The sequence below is a fragment of the Kitasatospora sp. NPDC057940 genome, from assembly GCF_042887425.1.
Taxonomy (GTDB): Bacteria; Actinomycetota; Actinomycetes; order Streptomycetales; family Streptomycetaceae; genus Kitasatospora.
On record NZ_JBHVPH010000003.1, the window covers coordinates 62705 to 86598 of the forward strand.

Consider the following 23894-nt stretch of genomic DNA (forward strand, 5'->3'; position numbering starts at 1 on the left):
GCACCTTCGAACACCGGATTCGAGAATTCTTTTGCACGTTAGTTCGACGGCGATTCGGCCATTTCCGGGCGCACGGTCCGTACACCCGCGAAAATCGGCCCGCAACGCGCCTCCCGAGCGGGCCGGCGTCGACGACCGGGCGACAGAATGCACCTTTTGTGAGATTTGAGACGCATCTCCGTCTGGCGCATATGCTTCTTGTCCTGGTGAATCATCCCGAACTAGCCTGAGCTCGTCCATTTGTCTGGAGGACGCAGAGCGCGGGAACGGCGCACCCCATCGGGCTCCCCGGCGGCAGCGTCAGGCCTCACCCCCGGCTCCCTCCCCGTTCACCGCAAGCGCACCATCCGATGGCGCTGACCATTTCTGTCGATAGCGCTGACCATTTCTGCTTCCTGCCGACCGAAGTCCGCCTCCTCGCGCGGCCGTCGGCAGACTCCTTCGAAGGAGCTTCGAAACGCCATGAAAGTCACCCCCGACGCCCTGCGCGGCGTCACCGTGTTCGTCGGCGGCCCGATCCAGCACGCCCTGGTGCCCGGCGGGATGGCCGCGCCGATCCACGATTTCCTGAGACTGACCATCGACCAGTCGCGGCAGGCCGGCGCCACCGTGCTGTCCGCGCACGTGGCCGAACGATTCGGTGCCGACACCGCTTCGTTCACCCCCGAGGAGGTGTCCGTGCGCGACTACGCATGGATGCTCGAATGCGATGTGTTCGTGCCGGTCCTGCCGGTGCTCGACGGCACCCTGCTGCGCACGGACGGCACGCACATCGAACTGGGCTGGGCCAGCGCGCTGGGCCGCCCCATCGTAGGCATCACCGACCAGCCCTTCTCCGAGTCGGCCAGCCACCTGCTCAAGGGACTCGCCCAGGTCGCCGCCGCAACGTTCCTGTCCGCCAAGGAGATCGCCAAGGACCCGGCACTGCTGGTCGACGGCGTGCTCGCGGCGCTGGGCCGGACCAGGGCGGCGGCCTGACATGGGGGCCCCGACCCACCTGCTGGGAATGCACCTGGCCAATCCGGTCGTGGTGGGCTCCGGCCTGCTCACCGACCAGGAGCGCAACATCCGCAGGCTGCTGGACGCCGGCGCGGGCGCGGTGGTCACCAAGACCATCCACCCCAACCCGCCGATCGGCCTGGACGAACGCCTCGTCAGACTGCCCACCGGAATGATCAACAGCACCACCTACTCCAAACGGTCCGTCGAGCACTGGGTGCGCATCCTGCGCGACCTGACGCAGGACGGGCTGCCGGTCATCGCGTCCCTGCACGCCGACAGCCCGACGGAGCTCGCCGAGTTGGCGGCCCGCGTGGAGGCGACGGGCTGCCGGGCACTGGAACTGGGCATCTCCTGCCTCAACGAGGAGGACGGCCTCGACGACACCCCCGAGCGAGTGCACGCCTACACCGCGGCCACCCGCGCCGCGACGCGGGTGCCGTTCTCGGTCAAGCTGGCCAGCGGGGAGGGCCTGCACGCCCGGGCCTTCGCCGCCGCCCGGGCCGGCGCCGACGCGGTGACCATCAGCGACACCCTGCCCGCCGCCGCCGTGCACCCGGAGACCCGCGACCTCCAACTCGGCGGCGTGTTCGGCTACTCCGGACCGGGCATCAAGCCGCTCGTGCTGGCCTCCCTGTGGAAGCTGCGCCGAGCCGGGTTCACCCTCCCCGTGCTGGCCTCCGGCGGCGTGCAGTCGGGCCGGGACGTGCACGACTACCTGGCGGTCGGCGCGGTGGTGGCCCAGATCTACACCGCGCTGCACACCGACATGTACCCCACGCTCGCCCGGATCGTGGCCGAGACCACCGGAACGGGGAACACCGGAACGGGCAACACTGGTACGGGGAACACCGACGCGGGGACCACCGACGCCGGGAACACCGGCCTGGCCCTCGAACCCGCCACCGGCGCGAACCGATCCGGGCAGGTGCGGCCATGACCCCCCGCAGCGCCGGACCGCAGCTGTGCGACCTGAGCAGCGCCGACGTCCTGGCGGTCACCGCCGGCCGAACCGTGGTGTGGCCGGTGGGAGCCACCGAACAGCACGGTCCGCACCTGCCGCTGTCCGTGGACACCGTACTCGCCGAAGCGTTCGCCCGGCAGATCGCCTACGAGCTCAACGCCCTGACCCTGCCGACGCAGTCCATCGCGGCGCGGTCGCTGCCGCAGAGCGGCGGCGGCCTGGCCTTCCCCGGCACCGTCTACGTGCGCGGCCGGTCCCTGCTGGCCTTCCTGGAGGACGCGCTGGAGTCGCTGTGCGCCCTGCCGTGGCGCCGACTGCTGGTCGTCAACGGCCACTTCGAGAACGAGCCGTTCCTCTTCGAGGCCCTCGACGAGGTGGGCCGACGGCCGGCCGCCGCGGGCAAGGAGTTCATCGCGCTGAGCTGGTGGAGCCTGGTCGACACCGACTGGCTCGCCGGGCGGGTGCCGCTCTTCCCGGGGTGGCACGCCGAGCACGCGGGGATCACCGAGACCAGCCTGATGCTCTACCTCCGCCCGGAGCTGGTCTCGCCCGCACGGCCCGACCACGCCGACCCACCCCGCCCGGGGATCTACCTGCACCCCGCCGACGTGGGCCGCACGACCAACCAGGGCGTCCTGTCGAGCACTTCGGGCTCCACCGCCGCCCTGGGCAAGGAGCTCTTCTGGCACGTGGTCTCGGCCGCGGTCGACCTGGTGTCGAAGAACAACGGACTGCTGCACGAGGAGAAGAGATGACCGTACCCACCCTCTGCGTGAGCAACGCCGTCGACACCCTGCGCGACTTCGCCGTCCGCGCCGACGACGTCGACGAGTTGCTGTCGGAGTGCTACGCCCAGCAGGACCAGGCGCTGTTCTGGGGGCCGCTGGACAAGATGCTCGTCACCTACGAGCCGATCGGAGAACTGGACTGGCAGCGGAAGTTCCTGGAGATCGACGGTGTGGTGAACCTCAGCCCGGCGGGCCGCACCGGCTCGCTGTTCGCCGACATGCTCGCCGATCCCGAACTGATGGCCGCCGTGGCCGCCCACGCCGGGCCGGGCCGCAGACTCCGGCTGATCCCGCACACCACCACCGCCGACCTGTGGCGGTTCACCGAGGCCCTGCGCACCCGGTACGACGTGGTGACCGAACTGCCGGAGAGCCCGCCGCAGCAGTCCCTGCGCGACCTGCTGGACACCAAGACCGGCCTGCGCGACCTGGCCACCGACCTCGGCATGACCGACGGCCCCTGCCGCATCCCGCCCGGCACGCACTGCGCCGGGAAGCAGGACGTGCCGGCCGCCGTCCGGGACATCCTCGCGACCGGCACGCCGTGCATCGTCAAGGCGGACCGCGGCGAGGCGAGCCTCGGCCTGCTGATCTTCCGGCCCGGCGACGACGACATCGCCGAACGCCTGGCCGGAAGCACGTTCTACGACGAAGACGCCGTGGTCGTCGAGGAGTTCCTCCACGGCGACATCACCTTCCCGTCCGTGGAGTACATGGTGCCGGCGGACGCCCCGCCCCACCTCTGCTACACGACCGACATGCTGTTCGAGGGCGCCACGCACCTGCGCGGCAACGTCACCGCGCGCGAGCTGCGCCGCGCATGGTGGTACCGCCCGCTCACCGAGGGCGGACTCCGGCTGGCCGAGGAGATGCAACGGCGCGGCTACCGCGGGCGCTTCGGCATCGACGCGATCGCCCGCGACGGCGTCGTCTACCTGCACGACCTCAACGCCCGCCGTACCGGCTCGAGTCACGTGCACGAGTTCGGCGAGCACCTCATCGGCCCCGGCTACCTCGACACCCACGCGGTCGGCAACTACGACTTCTACGGCCTGCCGACCGGGATGTACCTGCCGGAAGTGCTGCGCCTGCTCGGACCGCTCGTGGCCTCGCCCCGACACGCCGACCGAGGTGTGGTCCCGACCGAGCTGACGGACCTTCAAACTGGCAGACTGAGCTGCATGTTCTACGCACCCAGCCTCGCCGAACTGCACGACCTGATCGACCGAGCCAGGACGGCTCTGGACCTCGGCCGGTGAGCAGTACGCTGCCCGTGGTCGGGACGGCCCGGCGCTGGCTGGTGCTGACCGTGGTGCTGCTGTGCTTCCTGCCCGCAGCCGTGGACGTCACCATCCTCACCATCACCGTCCCGACCCTCGCCCACGAACTACAGGCCTCCCCGACCGAACTGCTGTGGGCGGTCGACGTCTACTCGCTCCTGATGGTCGGACTGGTGCTGGTCAGCGGGCCGTTGGGCGACCGGATCGGACACAAGCGGCTGCTGCTGGCCGGACTGGGCGTCTTCAGCGCGGCCTCCGCGCTGTGCGCGGTGGCACCCGGTCCGCCGGCCCTGATCGGCGCCCGGGCACTGCTGGCGATCGGCGCGTCGATGATCATCCCGGCCACGCTGGCGCTGATCCGGCAGACCTTCGGCGACGGCCGCGACCACGCGGTGGCCATCGGGGCGTGGAGCGCGGTCGCCGCCGGCGCCTCGGCGCTGGGGCCGGTGGCCGGCGGCTTCCTGCTCCAGCACTTCTGGTGGGGCTCGATCTTCCTGGTCAACCTGCCGATCGTGGCACTGGCCGTGCCCGCCGTGGCACTGCTGCTGCGCAACGAGGTCGAGTCCGAGCGGCAACCGTGGGAGGCCACCTCGCCCCTGCTCTCGATGGTGGGGTTCCTGGGCTGCGCCTACGCCATCATCGCCTTCACCCACGACGGCGTCGGCATCCCGGAGGTGGTGCTGCCGGCGGCGGGCCTGACCGCGCTGGTGCTGTTCGTGCGACGGCAGCAGCGGATGCCGAACCCGATGCTGGACCTGTCCCTGTTCCGGCTGCCCGGGCTGCGCGCCGGAGTGGTGGCCTCGGTGCTGCCGGTGCTGGTGATGGTCGGCTTCGAACTCCAGCTGGTGCAGTACCTGCAGATCGCCAAGGGGCTGTCGGCGGAGGCCGCCGCGCTGTACCTGATCCCGATGCCGTTGGCCGCGACGGTGGCGGGGCCGGTGGGCGGACTGCTCCTCTCCCGCCTGGGACAACCGCGCGCGGGCGTGCCCGCGGGGCTGCTGCTCGCGGCGACCGGATACGTCCTGGCCGCCTCCGGCACGGTCGTCCCGCTCGGACTGGCCCTGATCGGGTTCGGCCACGGCCTGGTCCAGATGGTCGCCTCGAACCTGATCATGACCACCGCGCCGTCCTCCCAGGCGGGCGCGGCGGCGGGCATCGAGTCCGTCGCCTACGAGGCCGGCGCCGGCCTGGGCATCGCCGTCTTCGGCACGGTCACCACCGTGGCCTACCGGCTGCTCCTCCCCCCGGGCACGTCATCGTCCCCACTCGACGCGGGCGCCTCCCCTGAAACCGCCCAGGCCTTCACCGACGCCTTCCACACCACCACCTGGCTGGCTGCCGCCCTCACCCTGGCCACGATCCTCCTGGCCACCCCGACGCGGACGTCGACGCGGTCCGGCACGGCCACGAACGCCTCGGCTCCCCCGGCCCCACCGGATCCGGGGACGAGCAGCACACCGGGCAGGAGACAGCCGAACAAACGCACCTGACTGCGCGGACGGAGGTCCTCCACGACTGTCCGGCGGGGCGGCGCAGAAGCGGGGTGGCTCAGGGCCCGTGTGCACGGCGGCCCTGGCGGGATGATCCTGAAGAGCAGGGGCAGCGACACGCGAGGCGGCGATGGACACCACACACGCAGCACCGGGAGAGACCGAGGCCTGGGTCGTGGAGCGGCCCGGGCCCGTGGGTCCGGCGCGCCCGGGGCCGTTGGTGTGGGAGCGGCGGCCGCTGTCCGCGCCCGGACCGCAGGAGATCCTGGTGGAGGTGGAGGCGTGCGGGGTGTGCCGTACGGACCTGCACCTGGCGGAGGGGGATCTCGCTCCCCGGATGGCGCGGTGCTCACCGGGGCACGAAGTGGTCGGGCGCGTGCGGGCCGCCGGTCCCGCGGTCGAGGAGTTCACCGTCGGGGACCGCGCCGGGGTGGCCTGGCTGGCCCGGACCTGCGGCAGCTGCGGGTACTGCCGGACCGGGCGGGAGAACCTCTGCCCGGATTCCCGCTACACCGGCTGGGACCGGCACGGCGGCTACGCCCGCCACGTGGTCGCGGACGCCCGCTTCGCCTACCGCCTGCCCGAAGGGCCGCCCGCCGAGGAGCTCGCCCCGCTGCTGTGCGCCGGGATCATCGGTTACCGGGCGCTGGAGCGGGCCGAGCTGCCGTCGGGCGGGCTCCTGGGCATCTACGGCTTCGGCGCGTCCGCGCACCTGACCGCCCAGCTCGCCCTCGCCCGGGGCGCCCGGGTGGCCGCGTTCACCCGGGGTGCGGAGGCCCGACGGCTGGCGCTGGAGCTCGGCGCCGAGTTCGCCGGCGACTCGTACGACCCGCCCCCCGAACTGCTGGACGCCGCCGTCCTGTTCGCCCCGGTCGGCGAACTGGTGCCGGTCGCCCTCGCGGCGCTGGACCGGGGCGGCACGCTCGCGGTGGCCGGCATCCACCTCAGCGACATCCCGCCACTGAACTACCAGCGGCACCTGTTCCAGGAGCGCACGCTGCGCAGCGTCACCGCCAACACCCGGGCCGACGGACGGGCCTACCTGGCCGAGGCCACCCGGACCCGCCCGGTGGTCCACGTGCGCCGCTACGGGCTGCGGCACGCCGACGCGGCCCTCGGCGACCTCGCCGCGGACCGCGTGACCGGAGTCGCGGTGCTCGTCCCGGAGTAGGTGTCCGATTCGCGACGAGCCGACCCGCCGGGCCCCGAGGACGGACCCGTCCCCGGGGCCCTGGGCTCAGGCCTCCACGCCGTAGTACTGCGCGAGGAAGCCGATCACGTCGTCCGCGTGCGGGAGCAGCTCCGGCAGTTCCCGGGCCAGCGTGGTGCGGGTGGCCTCGGCCAGTTCGGGCAGGCCGGTGGCCGCTCCCTTCACGTACGGGTCGAGGCGGCGGACGAGTTCGTAGTTGCTCTCCACATCCAGCTGCCGCATCGCCTTCTCCAGCGGGGGCGCGTCGGCCGGCGGGATGTCGGGCAGGACCCGGCTGACGAAGGTGACCCGGTGCAGGACCCGCCAGCACGGCGGCTTGCGGTCCGACTGGCGGGCCTGGCGCAGCGCCGCCGCGTTGGGGTCGTGCCCGTTCTCCAGCCAGAGGGGGTCGACGACCTTGTGGAAGAAGCTGTCGAAGTGCTCGCTGTCCTCCCCGAGGTAGAAGCTGAGGAAGCGGTAGGCGTCGACCTTGCCGGGCACCTTGACGGGCTGTCCGTCGCGGTCGAAGACCGGGTTGCGGTCGCCGTCGTAGCTCTGGAGGTTGCTGCTGGGCGCGACCTCGACCTCCAGGCCGAAGGAGCGGGTGGCCTCCTTGCCGCGGGCCCGGGTGGTGGTCATCCCGCCGCCGACGGAGGCGTCGAGCTGGGCGCCGATGCCGATGCCGGCGATCTGGAAGGAGGTCCCGATCGAGGTGCCCACCGAGCCGGAGAGCGAGTACGAGCCGGCCGTGGTCTCGCTGACGACGTCGGTGGTCTCGGTGGTCTCGGCGAAGAAGCCCCCGGCGGCCGTCCACACGTAGGTGTTGACCAGGTCGCGGCGGGAGAAGCCCTGCCCGGTCGCGCTGTCGGTGGCGTCCCGGCCGCGGGCCGGCGAGGCGTCCGCGCCGATCGCGCCGCCGAGCACCCGGCCGGCCCGCTGGGCGAGCGGGTCGGGGGCGTGGGTCTCGGTGGAGACGCTGTCGTAGTAGCTGTGCAGGCGCTGCTGGTCGCGCTGGATGCGGCGCTTGAGCGCGTACGCCTCGCGGGGCTTGAAGTAGCTGTACTCGCCCCGGTCGCGGGCCCCCTGGTAGTCGGGGTCGGCGACCTTGCCGCGGGCGTCGAATCCGACGGTGCCGTCCAGGGTGCCCTGCTTGGTGTAGCGCGGGTTGATCGGGAAGGGGACGACGTTCCAGTCCTTGGGGATGTCCGGGTTGGGCTGGATGCGGTAGGCCACCAGCGCGCCGCTGTGCGCCAGGCGCAGCGCGAAGACGTCGGCGGTCTGCGACTGGACGACGGCGAAGCCGGTGTTGGCCGGGACGTACCGCCGCCCGGCGGTGGGGTTGAGCACCCGGCCCGGGTCCTCCCAGTGACCGGTGAGCGAGACCTTGGTGGTCCGGGCGGTGTTCTCGCCCTGGGAGACGGAGGTGTCCTCGGCCCAGCTGTTGGAGAACTCCAGGTTGCCCCGCACGCTCGCCGAGACCCCGCCCTTGGCGATGGACTTGGCGATGCCGAAGCCCAGCGGGGCGGTGATCATCCAGACGTCGACGTCCACCTCGTTGGAGAGCGCGAAGCCGAAGGCGGCGTCCACGCTGCGCTCCTTGGCGGAGGAGAGTGAGCGGACGACCTGTTCGGCCTCGGTGAGTTTGACCGTGGAGGCGCCCTCGAAGGTGTCGCTGCCCGGGTCGGTCAGGCCCGCGGTGAGGTTCTCCGAGGGGATCGGCGGGGCGCCCTCGACGTAGCCGATCAGCTGCGGGTCGAACTGGATCTGGCTGACCCACTCGCTGACCAGCTCGCCGACCTTGTAGCCGGTGACCAGGTGCCAGCGGCCGTCCTGGAGGTAGCTGTAGGCGCGCTTGAGGACGCCGAACGCCTCGCCGCGCGAGCCGTACTGCATGTCGGCGTACTCGGCGACCGCCGGGGCGGCCGAGATGCTCTGGTGGAACGGGGTGCGCAGGCCGGCCAGGGCCGAACGGACCTGGGCGGCGTCGTTGGAGACCGGTGCGCTGGACAGCACCGTGCGCGGGCGGGTGGCCTCCGGGCCGAACTCCAGGTGGTTGCCGCGCAGGCCCTCGTCGCGGACCTGGGCGGTGCGCGCCTCGGTGGAGTCCCGGTCGAACGGCCAGTAGGCGACCAGGTCCTCCTTCTCGCCCTTGAGCCGGGTGAACAGGTTGTCCAACAGCTGCTCGTGGGTGCGGGCGGTGCGCCAGATCCGCACTTCCTCCAGCACGCCCTCGAACGCCTGGGCGGGCTTGCCGCGCTTGAGCACCGCGCCCAGGGTCAGCTGCGCCTCGCTGTTCTCGGCGAAGGCGGCGGTGTCGGGCAGGCCCGGGGTGGCGGGCAGCCCCGGGGCGTCGGCCGGGTCGCAGGCCACGGCGACGCCGTTGCGGTACAGCCGGAAGACGCTGCCGCGCGGGTCGGGGTTGCGGACCCAGCGGGCGCCGCGCAGCCGGGCCGGGTGCGAGCCGGTGGCGTCGGCCGTGGTGCTGCCCGCGTTCTCCTCGAAGCGCCAGTGCGCGACCAGGCCGCGGTCGCGGGCGGTGACGGCGGTGCCGAGCCGGGCGGCGTCCCGGGCCGCGCCCCAGATCCGGACTTCGGCGAGCACCCCGGTCAGCTGCTGGACGGTGGCGCCCTCGCGTGCCCGGCCGAGTTCCAGCGGCGCGTCGTTGCCGCGCGGCCCGGGGCCCTCGTAGCGGCCGGCGCCGATCTCGCGGCCGTCCAGGTGGAAGCGGATGTCCTGCCACTCGCGCACGGCGAGCGACTCGACCAGCTCGACGCTCTGGGTGACCGGCTTGCCGTCGGCGCCGGTGGCGGTGATCTGCTGGGTGCCCTTCTGCTCCTGCATCGAGCGGCCGCCCTTGCGGACCACGGCGATGCGGTGGAACTGCCCGGCCCGCACGCCCTCGGTGGAGGTGAAGCGCACGGCCCGGCCGTCGGGCTCCTCGAAGGCGAACTCCAGCCGCCCGTCGGGGAGGACGGCCAGTCGGTAGGGCACGCTGCCGCCGATGCCGTCGGCGGTGCGGCCCTTGGAGAGCAGGCCCTGGGTCTCGCCGAGGCGGTCGACGCGGGCGAACACCTCCAGGGTCAGGTCGTCGGCGATGTCCAGCGCGTCGTCGTCCGGCACCTCCAGGTGGGCGTCGCCGGTCAACTCGACCGCCCAGGACTGCTGGTAGGCCAGGGCGAGGTGGCTCCACTCGCGCAGCGGGAAGGTCTCCCGGCTGACCACCCGGCGGTCGCCGACGGCCGCGACGGCCCGGCAGCCGGCGTCGGCGATCGGCGCGCGGGCCGGGACGGGCTTCGGCATGCCGCGCAGTTCGGCGTGCCGGTTGTTCGCGGAGCGGTCGGTCAGGACGGCCGGGGTGCCGGGAGCGGGCGCCGTGTACGTCCAGTAGCCGAGCAGCCCTGCCTCGTTGCCGCTCAGCCGCCGCCCCTGGTCGGCCCGCAGCTCGTCGCCGCCGCGCGCCTTGGACCAGAGCCGGACCTCGTCCAGCCGGACGGAGGCGAAGTCGGTGGGCCAGCACAGCACGGTGCCCAGCGAGAGCCGGCCCTGCCCGCGGTACGGGGCGTTGGCGGTGCGCCGGGCGATCTCCTGGCCGTCCAGGTAGATCACCTGCTGGCGGGTCTCCCGCTGGAAGACGCAGGCCCAGTGGTGCCACTTGGTGTCGGAGAACCGCTTGGTGGTGTCCAGGTCGTCGTCGTAGAAGGCGAACGTGAAGAAGCCGTTCTTGCGGAAGCCGATCTGCAGGGTCTCGTTGGCGCGCCCCTCGGTACCGCTGTGCCCGAGCAGCATGTGCGGCCGGCTGTCGACCTTGGTGCGCTGGGCCCAGAACTCCACCGTGAAGTCGCCGTCGCCGAAGCCGAAGGCGTCGGGCACCACGGCGGCGTCGTCCGTGCCGTCGAAGACCAGCCCGGAGGTCGCCTGGGTGCCGAGCAGGCCGAGGCCGTACGGGGTGTCCCCGGCGTTGGCGTGCAGCAGCCGCACCGGACCCTCGACCCGCTCCGGGTTGACCCAGGCCTCCAGGGTGAGGTCACCCGGGGTCGCCGCCCGGGGCAGCTGCCCGGCGGGCAGGGCCAGGAAGCGGCCCTTGCCGTCGAAGGCGTAGGCCCGGCCCGGCATGTCGGCCCGCCAGCGCCCGCCGTGGCCGCGCACCAGGCCGTCCGCGCTGCCCAGCGGCAGTTCGGCCAGGCCCCCGGGGTCGACGGTGATCAGCCGGGAGCCCTCGGCGAGGGCGCTGCCGGGCTGCGAGGACTCGGACCAGCGGTGGTCGTAGCGCACCCGCTGCACGCTCATCCCGGGCTTCAGCAGGGCCTGGTCCGCGCCCGCGCCCAGGCGCAGGGACTTCGACCCGGCGGGGTGGCTGCCCTCGAAGCGGAAGCCGTGGCCGCCGACGGTCACGAAGCCGGGGCCGGACAGCGGGGCGAGGGTGCCCTCGGTGAACTGCACCACGTCGCCGTCGATCCGCAGCACGGTCGCGATCGTCACCGGCTGCTCGGCCGCGCCGTTGACCACGGCGGCGAAGTCCTCGGCCCGGCGCGGCAGGTGCGACCACTTCTCGGTCTGGCCGTCGTGCCGGACGGTGAGGGTGACCTGCGTCGGACCGTCCCCGGCCTCGACGGTGATCGCGGTCGCGGTGAGGTCGGTGTTCGCGTCCCGGGCCGTGAAGGAGACCATCCGTCCACCGGCGGCCAGCTGCCGGGAGGAGCGCAGCACCTGGGTGTCGTAGTAGGCGGCGAAGAACTGGCCGTTGGCGCCCCGGAAGTAGAGCACGACGTTGCCGGTGGCACTGTCCAGCAGGAACGGGCGGTCGCCGGCGCGGGCGAAGCCCAGCAGCGCGCCGGAGCCGCTCAGCCCGGTGCGGTCGACGGCGAGCTGGGGCACCGGCAGGGCGATGTCGTCGGAGCCGCGCACACCGCCGGTGAGCCGGCCCAGTTCGTCCTGCTTGGCGGCGAGGCCGGCCTGCTGGGCGGTCAGGTCGCGGCGCAGCTGGGCGAGCCGGTCCTGCTTGATGGCGAGGAGTTCCAGGCGCTGGGTGAGCTCGGAGATCTGCCGGCTCAGCCGGTCGGTGGTGGGGTTGGACTTCAGCGAGTTGTCGATCCGCTCCAGGATGAGGACGCCCTCGCCGGAGTCCTTCGCCGCCTGGTAGTCGTACTGGACGATGCGGTCGCCCTGGCTGTCCCGGGCCGCGATCAGCTGGTAGCTGTGCCGGGCCACCAGGCTGTAGCCGTTCCAGCCGTCGAGCGCGAAGTGGGTGGCGGCGTTGTCGGCCTCCCGGCGGTACTGGATCAGGGGGATGTCGTTGCCGGTCCTCCGGTTGTCGACGTTCATGTCGAGTCCGGAGTTGACGTTCTTGACGAAGCAGCAGGCGAAGCCGTTGATCGTGGTGCCGGTCGGCTCGAAGGTCCAGATCGTGGACGCGGCCTGCCGGTCGGCGGTGCGCACCAGCGGGGCGACGCTGTCCTTGCGGTCGCCCTGCACCGCGAGGTACTGGTCCTTGCCGTCCTTCTGCAGCTTGAACCGCAGCCGGTAGCGCCAGTAGGAGTAGTCGCTCTCCAACTCGGTGCGCACCTCGGCGCGTTGGCGCTCGACGTCGGGGATCTCGGCGGTCTCCAGCTGGAGGCGGGTGATCTCGGCCTCGGTGGCGGCGATGTCCCGGGCCAGCTTCGCCACCTGGGCGTCCACCTCCCCGGCCGCGTCCACGTTCCCGCTGGACTCCGGCGCGGCCAGCACCGGCAGGGCCAGCTCCTCCGGGACCTGCGCCAGCCGGCCGTCCCGGCCCACGCCGAGGTCCAGGGTGGCGACGTAGGCCTCGTCGGTGGCCTGGCCGGTCACCGGGTCGGGCCCGCCGGTGGTGCACGCCAGCAGCACCCTGGCCTGGCGCTTGACCGGCTTGGACGTCTGGTCGTAGCCGGCGGGTGCGGCCTCCTGCTGGTGGTGCAGCAGCGCCGACAGGCCGGAGACCACCCGGCGCCCGGTGAAGGCGAAGCTGCTGCGGCTCACCCCGGAGTCCTCGCCGACGGGGGCCTCGGAGGTGACCCAGACGGGGCCGCCGCTCAGCTTCGCGTGCCGGCCGTGGTCGGTCTGGTCGTGCAGCGTGGTGCCGGAGCCCTCGTCGAAGCGGTAGTAGACGGCCAGCCCGGGTTCGTTGCCGATCAGACGGCGGCCGCGGTCGGCGGCGATCTCGGCGCCGCTGCGAGGGCGGAGCCAGATCCGCACCTCGTCCAGCTCGCCGCGCCCGAAGGAGCGGGCACCGCGCCCCAGGGTGAGCGGACCGAGGCCGCCGTACGGCATGTCGGTGGTGCGGCGGCCGACCTCGACGCCGTCGCGGTAGACGACCTGCTCGCGGGTGTCCCGGGCGAAGACGCAGGCCCAGTGGTGCCAGTCGGTGTCCGTGGTGCGCTGCGGGATGTCCAGGTCGTCGTGGAAGAAGGCGAAGGTGAAGGTGTCGTCCGGGCGGAAGCCGATGTGCAGGGTGCGCAGCGGGACGCCCTTGGAGGCGCCGTGGCCGATCAGGAAGTCCTCGCGGCCGCCGGTGGCGGTGCGCCGGGCCCAGAACTCGACCGTGAAGTCGGAGTCGGCCAGTTCGAGGGCGCTGGTCGGCAGCTCCGCCGCGTCGTCCACGCCGTCGAAGCGCAGCGCCGTCCCGGCCCGGCCGCCCTCGCCCGCCGCGGGGACCAGCGGACGGCCGGTGAACGGGCAGGCGCCGGGGGCGGTCTCGTGGACGGCGCTCCGGTAGCGCGGGTCCGGGCTGGTCCAGGCCTGTGTGCCCTGGGTGTTGAACAGGCCGTCCCCGCTGCGCTCGACGCTGAAGCCGTCGATCCGGCCGGTGACGTCGTTGTGGGCGAAGATCTGCCAGCGCTCCCGGCCGTGCACGGCGGTGGGCGCCAGCAGGGCGGTGAACCGGCCCTCGGAGAGGTTGCGGACGAAGGACAGCTCCTGGGTCGGCTCGACGAACGGCTGCCCCTCCATGTCCTGCGTACCGAGGCTGTCCTTGGCGGAGTCCGGGCGGCCCTTGTGCCGGCTGCGCCGGTAGCGGACCTCCAGCACCGGCTTCAACTCGCCGCCGGCCAGCACGAACCGGTCGCACAGCAGGGTGGCGTCGACCACCGCGACCTTGCCCTCGCCCCCCTTGGCCAGGTAGTCGGTGCGGGCCGGGTCGCCCGAGGAGCCGGCGCCGTCGGCGAGCCGGAACACCGCGTCGGCGTGGTCGGCGCGCACCGACTGGCGCAGCACGTACACGTGGGTGCCGTCGGACAGGACGTGGAAGGGGGCGGCGGCGCCGAGCCGGGCGGTGCTGGACAGGAACCGGTCCAGCTCCTGGTCCTCCAGCCGCTCCGTCGCGCTCGCCTCGACCCGGCCGCCGCGCTTGACGACGGGCATCCGCACCGCGCCCGCCACCGCGTAGCCGACCCTCGCCACCTCCGTCGGGAAGCGCAACGCCAGCGGGTCCTCCGACCAGTACGCCGCGTCCGCCTCGCCCTTCGCCTCGTCGTGCTGCGACAGGTCCAGGACGCTGTAGACGATCCGCCGTTGGTCGTCCATCGCGAACGCGACCGTACTGCCTTGGTGCCGCACGGTCGTGGTGTGCACGTAGGCCCGGTCGCTGTAGACCTTCGCCAGGTGCTGCGTCTCCGTCAAGCTGCCACCTCATGCCGGGTGGCCGAAGGGCTACCGACGGCCACGCGATCAACACAGAACGTGTCCACGCTTTCACCGGATGTGACTGATCATCAAGACACTTTCGGGCCACGGAACATGACCGATCACGCCATCCGCTCCGACTTGCACACGCGCCCTTATCGTCCTCCTCGGCGATGCTCCAGCAACCGCCCCGAGCCCGCACGACACGTCCGCCGTCGCGTTCACCGCCCCCGCCGCGCTGTCCGGGATGGCTCGCGAGCACATCCGCGACGGCTCCCTCGAAGGCGTTTGAGGTCGGCCGCGCCCTGCGGCTGGCGGGGTCGTCGGGATCGTCCGCGCCCGCCGAGAAGCCCAGGCCGGGGAGCAATCCCGACCTGGGCTTCGGTGTCTTCGGTGTGCTGTCAGCGGCGGGTGGTCATCGAGATCCGGGCGAGGACGGCGGCCGCCTGCGCCGGGTTGGCGCGGAGCCAGGCGGCCAGGTACTCCCGGACGGCCTCGGCGACGCAGGCGCGGACGGGCCCGTTGCCCAGGCGGTCGCGGGTGGCCCCCTCGAACTCGGGGCGATCGAGCTTCACCGACACGACCGCCGTCAGGCCCGCGCCGAGCTGGGCGGGGGTGAAGTCGGGGTCGGACGGGGTGAGCAACTGCTGCTCGCGGGCGTGGGCGTTGAGCGCGGCCGCCAGGCCGTCGCGGAAGCCGAGCTCGTGCGTGCCGCCGCCGGTGGTCGGCCGGCTGTTGGCGTAGCTTGCGACCCGCTCCTCGCGCGAGTCGCACCAACGGAAGGCCACCTCGACAGTTCCCTCCATATCGGAGTACTCGCGCTCGAAGCCGATCACGTCCGGGTGGAGGGGCGCACCCTGCTCCGCGATGCGGTCCCTCGGTCCGCCCGGGAACCGGAAGCGGACGGCCCGAGGCGCCGCGAGGTCGCGGTCATCGGTCAGGGTGATGTCCAAGTCCCGGTTCAGGAAGGCCAGTTCCCTGAAGCGTTCGGCCAGCGCGTCGAACGAGAACTCCAGCGTCTCGAAGATCTCGGCATCGGGCCGGAAGGTGATCGCGGTCCCGTGGCCGTCGGCCGGTCCGGTGCGGGCGGGCGTCGCGACAGCTACGCCGCGCTCGTACTCCAGCACCCAGCGGTCGCCGTCGCGCCGCACCTCGGCCGTCAGCCGGCCCGACAGCGCGTTGACGACGGCCAGTCCCATGCCGAAGTAGTCTGCGAGCAGCCAGCGCCGGTGGCAGGCTGCGCCCCGCAGCAGAGTACGGTCAACCGGCTCTCCAGCACAGGGCCGTCGCTGTGGCCGGCGCGCTCGACCGGGAGGCCCGTGCCGTCGTCGGCGACGCGGATGCCGCCGTCGGCGGTGAGGGTGATCTCGACACGGCTGGCGGTGCCGCTGATGATCTCGTCCAGCGCCCGCTCGGTGGCCTCGAACACCAGGTAGTGCAGGCCACGCTCACCGACCGATCCGATGTACATCCCGGGCCGCTTCCGAACGGCCTCCAGACCCTCAAGAACCACGATCGCGCTGGCGCCGTACGCCTTTGATTCCTCGCTCATGATGCCCCCTCCGAAGGTGCCCGGCAGAGCTCCCCAGCCTAGGAGATTTCCGAGAAAACACCAGGTCAGAGCCAGTTTGAAGAGGCCGCTGATGGGCTCCTGAGAGCCAATCGCGAGCGTCCGGGCGGGACGGGTGCGCACTGCCGCCGCAATCCGGCCACGGCCCTCCGAGGGGCGTCTGCGGCACTGTTCCGGGCAGCTGCGGGGTCACGAGTTTCAAGAATTTTCACGTCCCCCCGATACGGTCGTGGATGACGCCCGAACCGTCCGGCTCCGCAGCCGTTTCAGCTGTCCGGCTTGATCGCGCCGGGCGCGGAGGAACGACGCCGGCCCCGGCGCCGCTGAGCCCGGCGTGCAGCATCTGCCGCTGTCATGACGGGACGCCGAGACGGTGTCAGCGGCCTGTCGTACAGTCGCCACCTGTGACACCGACCCTGATGACCTACGCGGGCACCACGGAGCCCTGCGCACGAGCCGTGTTCCTGCGGCAGTGCTGACGCCGGCAACCTCCCGCCCCCGCCCGGAGGGCCGAACCGCACTGGAGCAACTACGCACGCTGCTCGGGGAACCCTCGTGCTGGGGCCGGGCCAGGCCCGCGATCTGGGATGCCAGTGAGCGGTACCTCGGCTTCCGACTGCCGGCCGACTTCAAGGCGTTCCTCGACCTGTACGGCCCCGGCTCGGTGGACGGTTACCTGACGATCGACCGGCCGATGGACGCCACACCGGCCGAGCTGGAGCGCCACTGGGGACCCCCACCTGAGCGTCCAGCCTGGTACGGCGAGATCGCCGAGGGCTGGTGGGAGGTGGACGAGTCCGACGTCCGATCGGGCGTGCTGCTGCTGTGGGGAGGCGACGAGCACGGCAGCCGGTACTTCTTCCGCGCGGTCGAGGACGATCCCAGCGAGTGGCGGATCATCATCAGCAGTGACGAGGGCGAGTGGTTCGAGACCGCCGGAACGTTCACCGAGTTCCTGGTGCGCTGCTTCCACCGGATCGACCGCCCGGACTTCATGGACTCCAGCTGGCCCGGGCCGGGTGCACGCTACGAAGTCCACGGGTGAGCCCGCGCTCTACTGTCTGACAGGGCCGCTGCGGAGTCTCGACGAATACCTGAGCAGCGGTGTGCGGACGACGACGAGGGCAACCAGCCGGCTCTCACCACGGCCCGTGGCACCTACACCGTCGATCCCGAACCATTCGCTGCCCCGTACGTCGTCCCGAACACCCCCGCCCCTGACGCACCTGCGAACGTCCGCCCCCACCGAACGCCATCTCGCGATTGACAGCGGCGCGTTGTCTCCCCCCGCCCTGGCGACGACGACCTGCCGCTCGCCGCCATAGCCGTCTGGTCGGTCGGTCACCCGACCTGCCGTGCCGGGCCGAAAGCGCCCCGTCGGCCTTCCTCCCCCGTTGCCGCGGACGGCGGGCGGAGGCACACAAGGTGCCTCCGCCCGCCGTCCAGCGCGGGCTCGGCCGTTCAGCGGCGGAAGCCGCGGTGGGGGGTCTCGGGCCTTGACGTTCCCCAACGGTTCGAACCAGGAGTGCGCGCGAAGGCTCCTCACACCGAGCCGCCGGTTGGCGTCGCCGTCGGGGTCCTCGATGCCGTCGAAGCGGGAGCTGTAGAGCACGAGGACATCGGTGTCCTGGAAGAACATGTCCGTGCAGGCGCCGAAGTCCGCACTGAACGCCTTCGAGACTACCTTCGGCGGCCGACTCTCCATCGACCGCCGGTAGTACAAATCAACCTGAGTTACACCGTTGGCTGCACACCCGGACGGTACGACTCGATCGTGTGGAACAGCGCGAGGACGAGCGAGTAGGGCCGACGCCCATCGGCAATGGTTGCGACCGCGCATGAATGCGCGGAGCGCGAGGGCCGGCGGTGTCTTGCTGTGGCCTGGCGCTCCGCGGGTGGATGTGTGGTGTGGGTCGCGGTCAGCTGTCGTAGCCGCCGTGGGCGGGGGGCTCCGGCGTGTCGTAGTCATCGGGCTGGCAGTGGTCGCCGGGGTGACCGTCGTCGCCGCGGTGACCGTGGCAGTGCGGCTTCGCGGTGTCGTGGGCGGTGATGCTGACGCCAGCGGCGGCGTTGTCGACGGTCAGGACGAGTGGGCCGAAGACACGGTCGGCGGGGAGGTGATAGCCGGCCGGGGCTCGGGTCTCTTCCCAGTAGTAGGTTCCGACGGGAACGTTGCGGGTGCAGGTGCCGTCCGTGCCGGTCACGCAGGGCGCGCCGATGCTGGTGTCGGGATTGGTACCCGTGGTCTGGAGCCCGGGAGTGCCGTTGGTCTCCTTCCAGAGCTGGAAGGTGGCACCCGCGAGGGGGGCGTGGGTGTCGGCGTCCTGCTTGAGGACCGTCACGTCGCCGGTGACGACGGCGCAGGGCATCCAGGTGAGGGTGGCCTCGCCGTTGCCCTGACGGGCTCCGGTGACGAACACGGCGTTCGCGGGGCCGCTGCTGGATCCTCCGCCGCCGCCTGCGCCGCTGTTGGAGGCGGTGGGGGACGCGGCCCCGCCGCCGCCCCCGGTGGCCCCCGCGCCTCCGCCGCCGCCCGCGCCACCGTGGGGGTCGAGGATGCTGTTCCCGCCAGCGCCTCCGACCGGTCCGACGGCCGGGCTGCCGTTCTGGCCGTTGGGGTCGGTGTGGGGTGCGTTGATGCCGCCCTGCCCACCCTCGCCGCCGGGCCTGCCGGGCTTGCCTTCGTCGTCTCCTGGGAGCCCCTGGCCCGGCTCGCCCGCTTGGCCGGCGTCCCCGCCTCCGATGGCGGCGGAGAAGAACGACGCGCCGCCTCCGCCGCCTCCGCCTGCCACGACCAGAGGTGTCGTACCGGTGCCGACCGTGGTCCGGCCCCCGCCTCCGCCGGCGGCGATGCCGGCGATCTGGCCGTCCCTGACGTAGGCGCCGCCCCGGCCGCCCCCGTTGTAGCCGCCCTGGGTGTGTTCCGGATCGCCGTAATCTCCGGGGTGTCCGGCACCGCCCACGTTCACCGTGAGGACTTCTCCCGGTGTCACGTCGAACACCGCCGATACCTTCGCCCCTCGGCCACTCGGGACGCCGTACTGGCCGTCCCCTCCGGCGGCCCCGAACGCGTCGACACTCACCGCGCACACGCCTTCAGGGACCGTGACCTGTTCAGGCGCCCCGGTGAAGGTGAAGGTGGAGCTCTGCGAAACCTGCCGCGCAGCGGGGTCCGTGCCCGCCGGAGCGGGAGCCGGGAACACGGCCATTGTGGTCAGTCCGGCGACCAATGCCCGTCCCGCGAATGAAAGGTAATGTCTCATAAAGGAAGAATCGAACACGGGGGCAGGCGGCGCGCGATGGGCATACACCAGGCAGCCGAACGATGCACTCGGCAGGGGTGAGCCCCCGGACTGTCCAGCGCCCGCCGATTGTCATCGCCGCACGTCGAACCGTAGACAGCCCGCGCCGTTGTTCACCGAGAGTCACCTCGGAGGCAATGATGAGCAATGCGCCGGCTCACAGCCGATGAAGTCGTTCCGAAGCACTACGGGGTTGCCTGATCCTCTTCCTGCACGGGCCGCTCCCCGCTACTGGGGAATGACCTGGACTGACCGCCACCGCCCTCGCTCCGTCGGCGGTCCCGACTGCATCGCGAGACTCGGCGGGCAGTGAGCAAACTCAATCCACCAACGGCATCGACAACCCGCCGTGCCCCGGCCTACAGCGTCAACACTGCGGCGGTGTAGGGGGCAAGCGGAAGGGCGCAGGCTCCCTGAGCGCATTCGTCGGCAACGACATCCGCGTCATGGGCGGAACCCTCCGCGTCTCCGGCGGGATCTGGGAGGCCAACCACATCATCGCGGACAAGATCATCATCCAGGGCAACGCGATGTTCGTGGGCAACAACCGGTTCATCGGCAACGTCTACGTCGAGGACATCGACGCGATCGCGGGCGAACTGGAGAACCTCCAGGCCTGCACCGACCACTTCCTGTCGGACTACGCCGCGACCGAACGCGACGGCGAGAGCGCACTCCACCCGCGCGCGACCGGGATCCACACCTACAACATCACCGCGGCCGGCGAGATCCCGGTGCACGACAGCTTCACCTACCTCCACAGCACCTGCGCGAAGATGCTGAAGGCGAACGACTTCAGCTACTTCAGCGCCGTCGCGACCGCGCGACACCCCCGCGCCAACCTCACCTCCAACCCGGTCATCCTGTACGGCGACCTGAAGGCCATGTCGGGCGAACTCAAGAGCTGCCGCACCAAGATGAGGGCGACGAAGAACCGCTCCGGCGCTGGACCCGCCCTGCGGGAGCTGCTCAACTGCTCGAACGCGGTCGTGCACGACGAACTGTGACACCAGACCGGCGGATCGCCCGTACCGCCGAACCCGGCGATGCCGTCCCCGTCGTGAGCCTTCGGATTGCTCCTGCAACACGCACTCCCGGTCATCGCCGTGAACACCGAACGGCTCAGCGGCCTGCCGGCCACGGATCAGGCTCCTTCGCCAGGGGCTCGCACCCTGTGCGGTCGGCGGCCTGCGCCCGGGATACGGGCCGGGGACGCTGCGTAGAGCGCGGCGACGCCGGCCCGCGCACGGCCGGCCAGGGGGCGACCGGTCGGTCGGAATCAGAGCCCGGCGCGGTAGTCGACTCCGTCGAGTGTCAGGAACGCCACGACTGTGCTGGATCTTCTGTCGGTGACTGTTCGCGTGTCGCTCGGCGGGGACCCGCCCGGAGTTTCCCGGGCATGGTTTCCTGGCCGAGGCAGCGAGCCGACGGTGACACGGGAGGCCAGGTGGCGGGTCCGGGCGGGTTCCCCTCGCGGGGGGTGTGGCGGCGGCCGGCATTCCGGTGGGTGGACGTGCTGGTGGTCGTGGCACTGGTCGCGTTCCTGTACGGCCTGCTGCGGCTCGCACCGTCGCTGAACGCGCCGTTCCTGCCCAGCACGGCTCCTGACACGGTGTCGACGGACCCGGCGAACCTGCCGTACTACGCGGTGCGCTCGCTGGTGCGGATGTTCGCGGCGCTGGTGGCGTCGGTGGTGTTCACCTTCGTGTACGCCACCGCCGCGGCACGGCTCCGGCGGGCGGACAAAGTGCTGCTGCCGGTGCTGGACATCCTGCAGTCCGTGCCGGTGCTGGGCTTCCTGTCGGTGACGGTGACCGCGTTCATCGCCCTGTTCCCCGGCTCGATCCTGGGCCTGGAGTGCGCCTCGATCTTCGCGATCTTCACCGCGATGGCCTGGAACATGACCTTCGCCTTCTACTACTCCCTCGTCTCCCAGCCCAAGGAGCTGGACGAGGCCGCGCGGGTGATGCGGCTGACGAAGTGGCAGCGGTTCTGGCAGCTCGACGTGCCCTCCGGGATGATCCCGCTGGTGTGGAACGGCATGATGAGCTTCGGCGGCGCCTGGTTCTTCCTCGCCGCCTCCGAGACCATCAGTGTCCTCAACCACCGCTACGCGCTGCCCGGCATGGGGTCCTACGCCGCGGCGGCCATCGCCGCCGGCGACCTGGGCCAGGTCGGCATCGCGATCGCCGTGATGGTGGTCATGGTGATGGGCGTGAACGTGCTGTTCTGGCGGCCCATGGTCGCCTGGTCGGAGCGGTTCCGGGTGGAGGAGTCGGAAGCCGCCGAGCGCCCCCGCAGTCTGATGCTCGACCTGTTGCGCCGTTCGAGCGTCCCCGAACGGCTCGGGCGCCCGTTGGTGCCGATCGGCCGCGTGCTGGACCGGGCGAGCCGGCCGTTCGGGCTGGCCGAGCACCCGATCGGCGGGTCGGCGGCGCGCGAGCGGACGGGGGACGTGTTCTTCGCCGGTGCGGTCAGCGTGCTGGTGCTCTTCGGGGCGTGGAAGGCGTTCGCCTACGTCAGGTCCACGGTGGGGCTCGCGGAGTTCGGACACGCGCTGGCCCTGGGAGCGGCGACCTTCAGCCGGGTGGTCATCCTGATCGCGTTCGCGACGGTGGTGTGGGTGCCGATCGGCGTGTGGATCGGCATGAACCCGCGGGTGACCCGCTTCGCCCAGCCCGTGGTGCAGGTCCTGGCGAGCTTCCCGGCGAACTTCGTCTTCCCGTTCGCCACCGCCGCGTTCGTCGCGCTGGGCATCTCGCTGAACGTCGGCGCGATCCTGCTGATGGCGCTGGGCGCGCAGTGGTACATCCTGTTCAACGTGATCGCCGGCGCCTCGGCCATCCCCACCGACCTGCGCGAGGCGATGACCACCTTCCACGTCGCCGGGAGGCTGAAGTGGCGCACCTTCATCCTGCCCGCGATCTTCCCCTCCTACGTCACCGGTGGGATCACGGCGGCCGGCGGGGCGTGGAACGCCTCCATCGTCGCGGAGGTCGTGACCTACGGCTCCCACACGCTGACCGCCACCGGCCTCGGCTCCTACATCACCGAGGCCACCGCCACCGGGGACTTCCCGAAGATCCTGGTCGGCATCGTGGTGATGAGCCTCTACGTCGTCGCCCTCAACCGGCTGTTCTGGCGCCGCCTCTACCGCATCGCCGAGACCCGCTACTCCCTCTGACCTTTCGTACCAGCGAGCGAGGCAGGACCCGTGACCACCGACCACCCGCGCACCCCCGGCCCCCGCCCGACCGGCGCCACGATCGTGTGGGCCGAGCGGGTGACCAAGACGTTCACCACCCCCGACGGCCGGGAGCTGCCGGTCCTGGACGACATCGGCTTCCACCTGGCGGAGGGCGAGATCGTCGCGCTGCTGGGCAAGTCCGGCTCCGGCAAGTCGACCCTGCTGCGGTGCATCGCCGGGCTGATCGCCCCGTCCTCGGGCACCGTCGCCTACCGGGGCGAGCCGCTGACCGGTGCCAACCCGGGTGTGTCGATGGTCTTCCAGTCCTTCGCCCTGCTGCCCTGGCTCACCGTGCAGCAGAACGTCGAACTGGGCCTGCACGCCCAGGGTGTCGGTGAACAGGAGCGGCGCGAGCGGGCGCTGAAGGCGATCGACCTGATCGGTCTGGACGGCTTCGAGTCCGCCTACCCCAAGGAACTGTCCGGTGGCATGCGCCAGCGCGTCGGCTTCGCCCGCGCCCTGGTCGTCGAACCGGACGCGCTGCTGATGGACGAGCCGTTCTCCGCCCTGGACGTGCTGACCGCCGAGAACCTGCGCAACGAACTGGTCGGCCTGTGGGAAGGGCATGAGGCGCCGGTCAAGTCGATCCTGATCGTCACCCACAACATCGAGGAGGCCGTCCTGCTGGCCGACCGCATCCTCGTGCTGGCCGCCAACCCCGGCCGCATCCAGGCCGAACTGCGCGTCGACCTGCCCCGCCCCCGCAACCGCCAGGACCCGCACTTCGAATCCATCGTCGACACCGTCTACGGCATCCTCACCGGCCGGGAGGAGGCTGCCGTCGCCGCGGTGGAGCCCACGACGACCGGTGGTGCCGAGCGGCCCGCCCCGACCCCGACCAGCGCGCCGCTGCCGGAGGTCAGCGTCGGCGGGCTGGCGGGCCTGCTGGAAATCCTCGTCGCCCGCGGCGGCGAGGACGGCCTGGCGGAGATCGCCGACGAACTCAACTTCGAGATCGACGACCTCCTGCCGCTGGTCGACGCCGCCGAACTGCTCGACCTCGCGCGCACGGACGGCCCCCGCATCCGCGTCACCGACGCCGGCCGCGAGTTCGCCGCCGCCGACATCCTCACCAGCAAGCAGCTCTTCGCCCACCACGCCGCCAGCCGCGCCCCGCTCGTGCGGGCCATCGTCCAGGCCCTGGCCGCCACCGACGGTCACACCCTGCGCGAAGGGTTGTTCCTCGACCTGCTGCGGCGCGGTTTCTCCGCCGAGGACGCACGCCGCCAGCTGGACACCGCCATCGACTGGGGCCGCTACGCCGAACTGTTCGACTACGACTCCGGCGACGGCGAACTCACCCTGGAGCCCGGCGCGCAGGACGCCCTGTAGGCGAGGTGCGCGCCTCAGTCCGTCCGGTGGGCCGCCGCGTCGGCGAGCAGGCGGACCACGTCGGCGGGAAGGCTCAGGTGGCGCGCGATCCAGCCCGG

14 protein-coding genes are annotated in these 23894 nt (G+C 71.9%); 10 read left to right on the forward strand and 4 right to left on the reverse strand.

Annotated features, from left to right (window positions below):
• Positions 1 to 462 precede the first annotated feature (462 nt).
• The 6 genes from ACFVTF_RS06250 (at position 463) to ACFVTF_RS06275 (ending at position 6692) form a co-directional block, all read left to right on the forward strand.
• Positions 463 to 978 carry a hypothetical protein gene (locus ACFVTF_RS06250; RefSeq protein ID WP_331743686.1) on the forward strand — a complete coding sequence of 172 codons (516 nt, stop codon included), beginning with the start codon at positions 463 to 465 and terminating at the stop codon, positions 976 to 978.
• 1 nt (position 979) lies between these two features.
• On the forward strand, positions 980 to 1939 hold the full coding sequence (locus tag ACFVTF_RS06255) for a dihydroorotate dehydrogenase (RefSeq protein ID WP_387809750.1): 960 nt from the start codon (positions 980 to 982) through the stop codon (positions 1937 to 1939).
• The gene (locus tag ACFVTF_RS06260) at positions 1936 to 2718 is read left to right on the forward strand and encodes a creatininase family protein (RefSeq protein ID WP_387809752.1); all 783 of its coding nucleotides are present in this window, start codon (positions 1936 to 1938) and stop codon (positions 2716 to 2718) included. Before ACFVTF_RS06255 ends, ACFVTF_RS06260 begins: the two co-directional genes overlap by 4 nt.
• Complete coding sequence (locus ACFVTF_RS06265) at positions 2715 to 4010, forward strand: hypothetical protein (protein WP_387809755.1); 1296 nt, start codon at positions 2715 to 2717, stop codon at positions 4008 to 4010. Before ACFVTF_RS06260 ends, ACFVTF_RS06265 begins: the two co-directional genes overlap by 4 nt.
• Complete coding sequence (locus tag ACFVTF_RS06270) at positions 4007 to 5521, forward strand: MFS transporter (protein WP_387809758.1); 1515 nt, start codon at positions 4007 to 4009, stop codon at positions 5519 to 5521. Before ACFVTF_RS06265 ends, ACFVTF_RS06270 begins: the two co-directional genes overlap by 4 nt.
• A gap of 130 nt (positions 5522 to 5651) precedes the next feature.
• Entirely contained in the window at positions 5652 to 6692 is a 1041-nt protein-coding gene (locus tag ACFVTF_RS06275) for a zinc-dependent alcohol dehydrogenase family protein (RefSeq protein ID WP_387809761.1), read from the forward strand.
• Between the two features lie 66 nt (positions 6693 to 6758).
• Here ACFVTF_RS06275 and ACFVTF_RS06280 read toward each other — a convergent pair whose 3' ends face one another.
• From ACFVTF_RS06280 to ACFVTF_RS06290, 3 genes are all read right to left on the reverse strand, one after another.
• Complete coding sequence (locus ACFVTF_RS06280) at positions 6759 to 14342, reverse strand: LamG-like jellyroll fold domain-containing protein (protein WP_387809763.1); 7584 nt, start codon at positions 14340 to 14342, stop codon at positions 6759 to 6761.
• 404 nt (positions 14343 to 14746) lie between these two features.
• Entirely contained in the window at positions 14747 to 15544 is a 798-nt protein-coding gene (locus tag ACFVTF_RS06285) for a hypothetical protein (protein ID WP_387809766.1), read from the reverse strand.
• The gene (locus tag ACFVTF_RS06290; protein WP_387809769.1) at positions 15505 to 15897 is read right to left on the reverse strand and encodes a hypothetical protein; all 393 of its coding nucleotides are present in this window, start codon (positions 15895 to 15897) and stop codon (positions 15505 to 15507) included. The genes ACFVTF_RS06285 and ACFVTF_RS06290 overlap by 40 nt, the downstream gene beginning before the upstream one ends.
• Before the next feature lie 490 nt (positions 15898 to 16387).
• On the opposite strand from ACFVTF_RS06290, the gene ACFVTF_RS06295 reads away from it, so the two are divergent.
• The gene (locus ACFVTF_RS06295) at positions 16388 to 16960 is read left to right on the forward strand and encodes an SMI1/KNR4 family protein (protein WP_387809772.1); all 573 of its coding nucleotides are present in this window, start codon (positions 16388 to 16390) and stop codon (positions 16958 to 16960) included.
• Positions 16961 to 17834: 874 nt separating this feature from the next.
• Here the strand turns inward: ACFVTF_RS06295 and ACFVTF_RS06300 are convergent.
• Complete coding sequence (locus tag ACFVTF_RS06300) at positions 17835 to 19178, reverse strand: prealbumin-like fold domain-containing protein (RefSeq protein WP_387810748.1); 1344 nt, start codon at positions 19176 to 19178, stop codon at positions 17835 to 17837.
• 485 nt (positions 19179 to 19663) lie between these two features.
• On the opposite strand from ACFVTF_RS06300, the gene ACFVTF_RS06305 reads away from it, so the two are divergent.
• From ACFVTF_RS06305 to ACFVTF_RS06315, 3 genes are all read left to right on the forward strand, one after another.
• Positions 19664 to 20224, forward strand: coding sequence for a hypothetical protein (locus ACFVTF_RS06305; protein WP_387809775.1), 561 nt, complete (start codon positions 19664 to 19666; stop codon positions 20222 to 20224).
• A 500-nt stretch (positions 20225 to 20724) separates the two neighbouring features.
• Entirely contained in the window at positions 20725 to 22401 is a 1677-nt protein-coding gene (locus ACFVTF_RS06310; protein WP_387809777.1) for an ABC transporter permease, read from the forward strand.
• Positions 22402 to 22431: 30 nt separating this feature from the next.
• Positions 22432 to 23796: a nitrate/sulfonate/bicarbonate ABC transporter ATP-binding protein gene (locus ACFVTF_RS06315; protein ID WP_387809780.1), complete on the forward strand. Its 1365-nt coding sequence runs from the start codon at positions 22432 to 22434 to the stop codon at positions 23794 to 23796.
• Positions 23797 to 23894: the final 98 nt, after the last annotated feature.

Excerpts from the sequence above, each read along its gene's own strand:
- ACFVTF_RS06250 (WP_331743686.1), top strand. The coding sequence starts at position 463 with ATGAAAGTCACCCCCGACGCCCTGCGCGGCGTCACCGTGTTCGTCGGC.
- ACFVTF_RS06255 (WP_387809750.1), top strand. The coding sequence starts at position 980 with ATGGGGGCCCCGACCCACCTGCTGGGAATGCACCTGGCCAATCCGGTC.
- ACFVTF_RS06260 (WP_387809752.1), top strand. The coding sequence starts at position 1,936 with ATGACCCCCCGCAGCGCCGGACCGCAGCTGTGCGACCTGAGCAGCGCC.
- ACFVTF_RS06265 (WP_387809755.1), top strand. The coding sequence starts at position 2,715 with ATGACCGTACCCACCCTCTGCGTGAGCAACGCCGTCGACACCCTGCGC.
- ACFVTF_RS06275 (WP_387809761.1), top strand. The coding sequence starts at position 5,652 with ATGGACACCACACACGCAGCACCGGGAGAGACCGAGGCCTGGGTCGTG.
- ACFVTF_RS06285 (WP_387809766.1), bottom strand. The coding sequence starts at position 15,544 with ATGGGACTGGCCGTCGTCAACGCGCTGTCGGGCCGGCTGACGGCCGAG.
- ACFVTF_RS06290 (WP_387809769.1), bottom strand. The coding sequence starts at position 15,897 with ATGAGCGAGGAATCAAAGGCGTACGGCGCCAGCGCGATCGTGGTTCTT.
- ACFVTF_RS06300 (WP_387810748.1), bottom strand. The coding sequence starts at position 19,178 with ATGAGACATTACCTTTCATTCGCGGGACGGGCATTGGTCGCCGGACTG.
- ACFVTF_RS06305 (WP_387809775.1), top strand. The coding sequence starts at position 19,664 with ATGGGCGGAACCCTCCGCGTCTCCGGCGGGATCTGGGAGGCCAACCAC.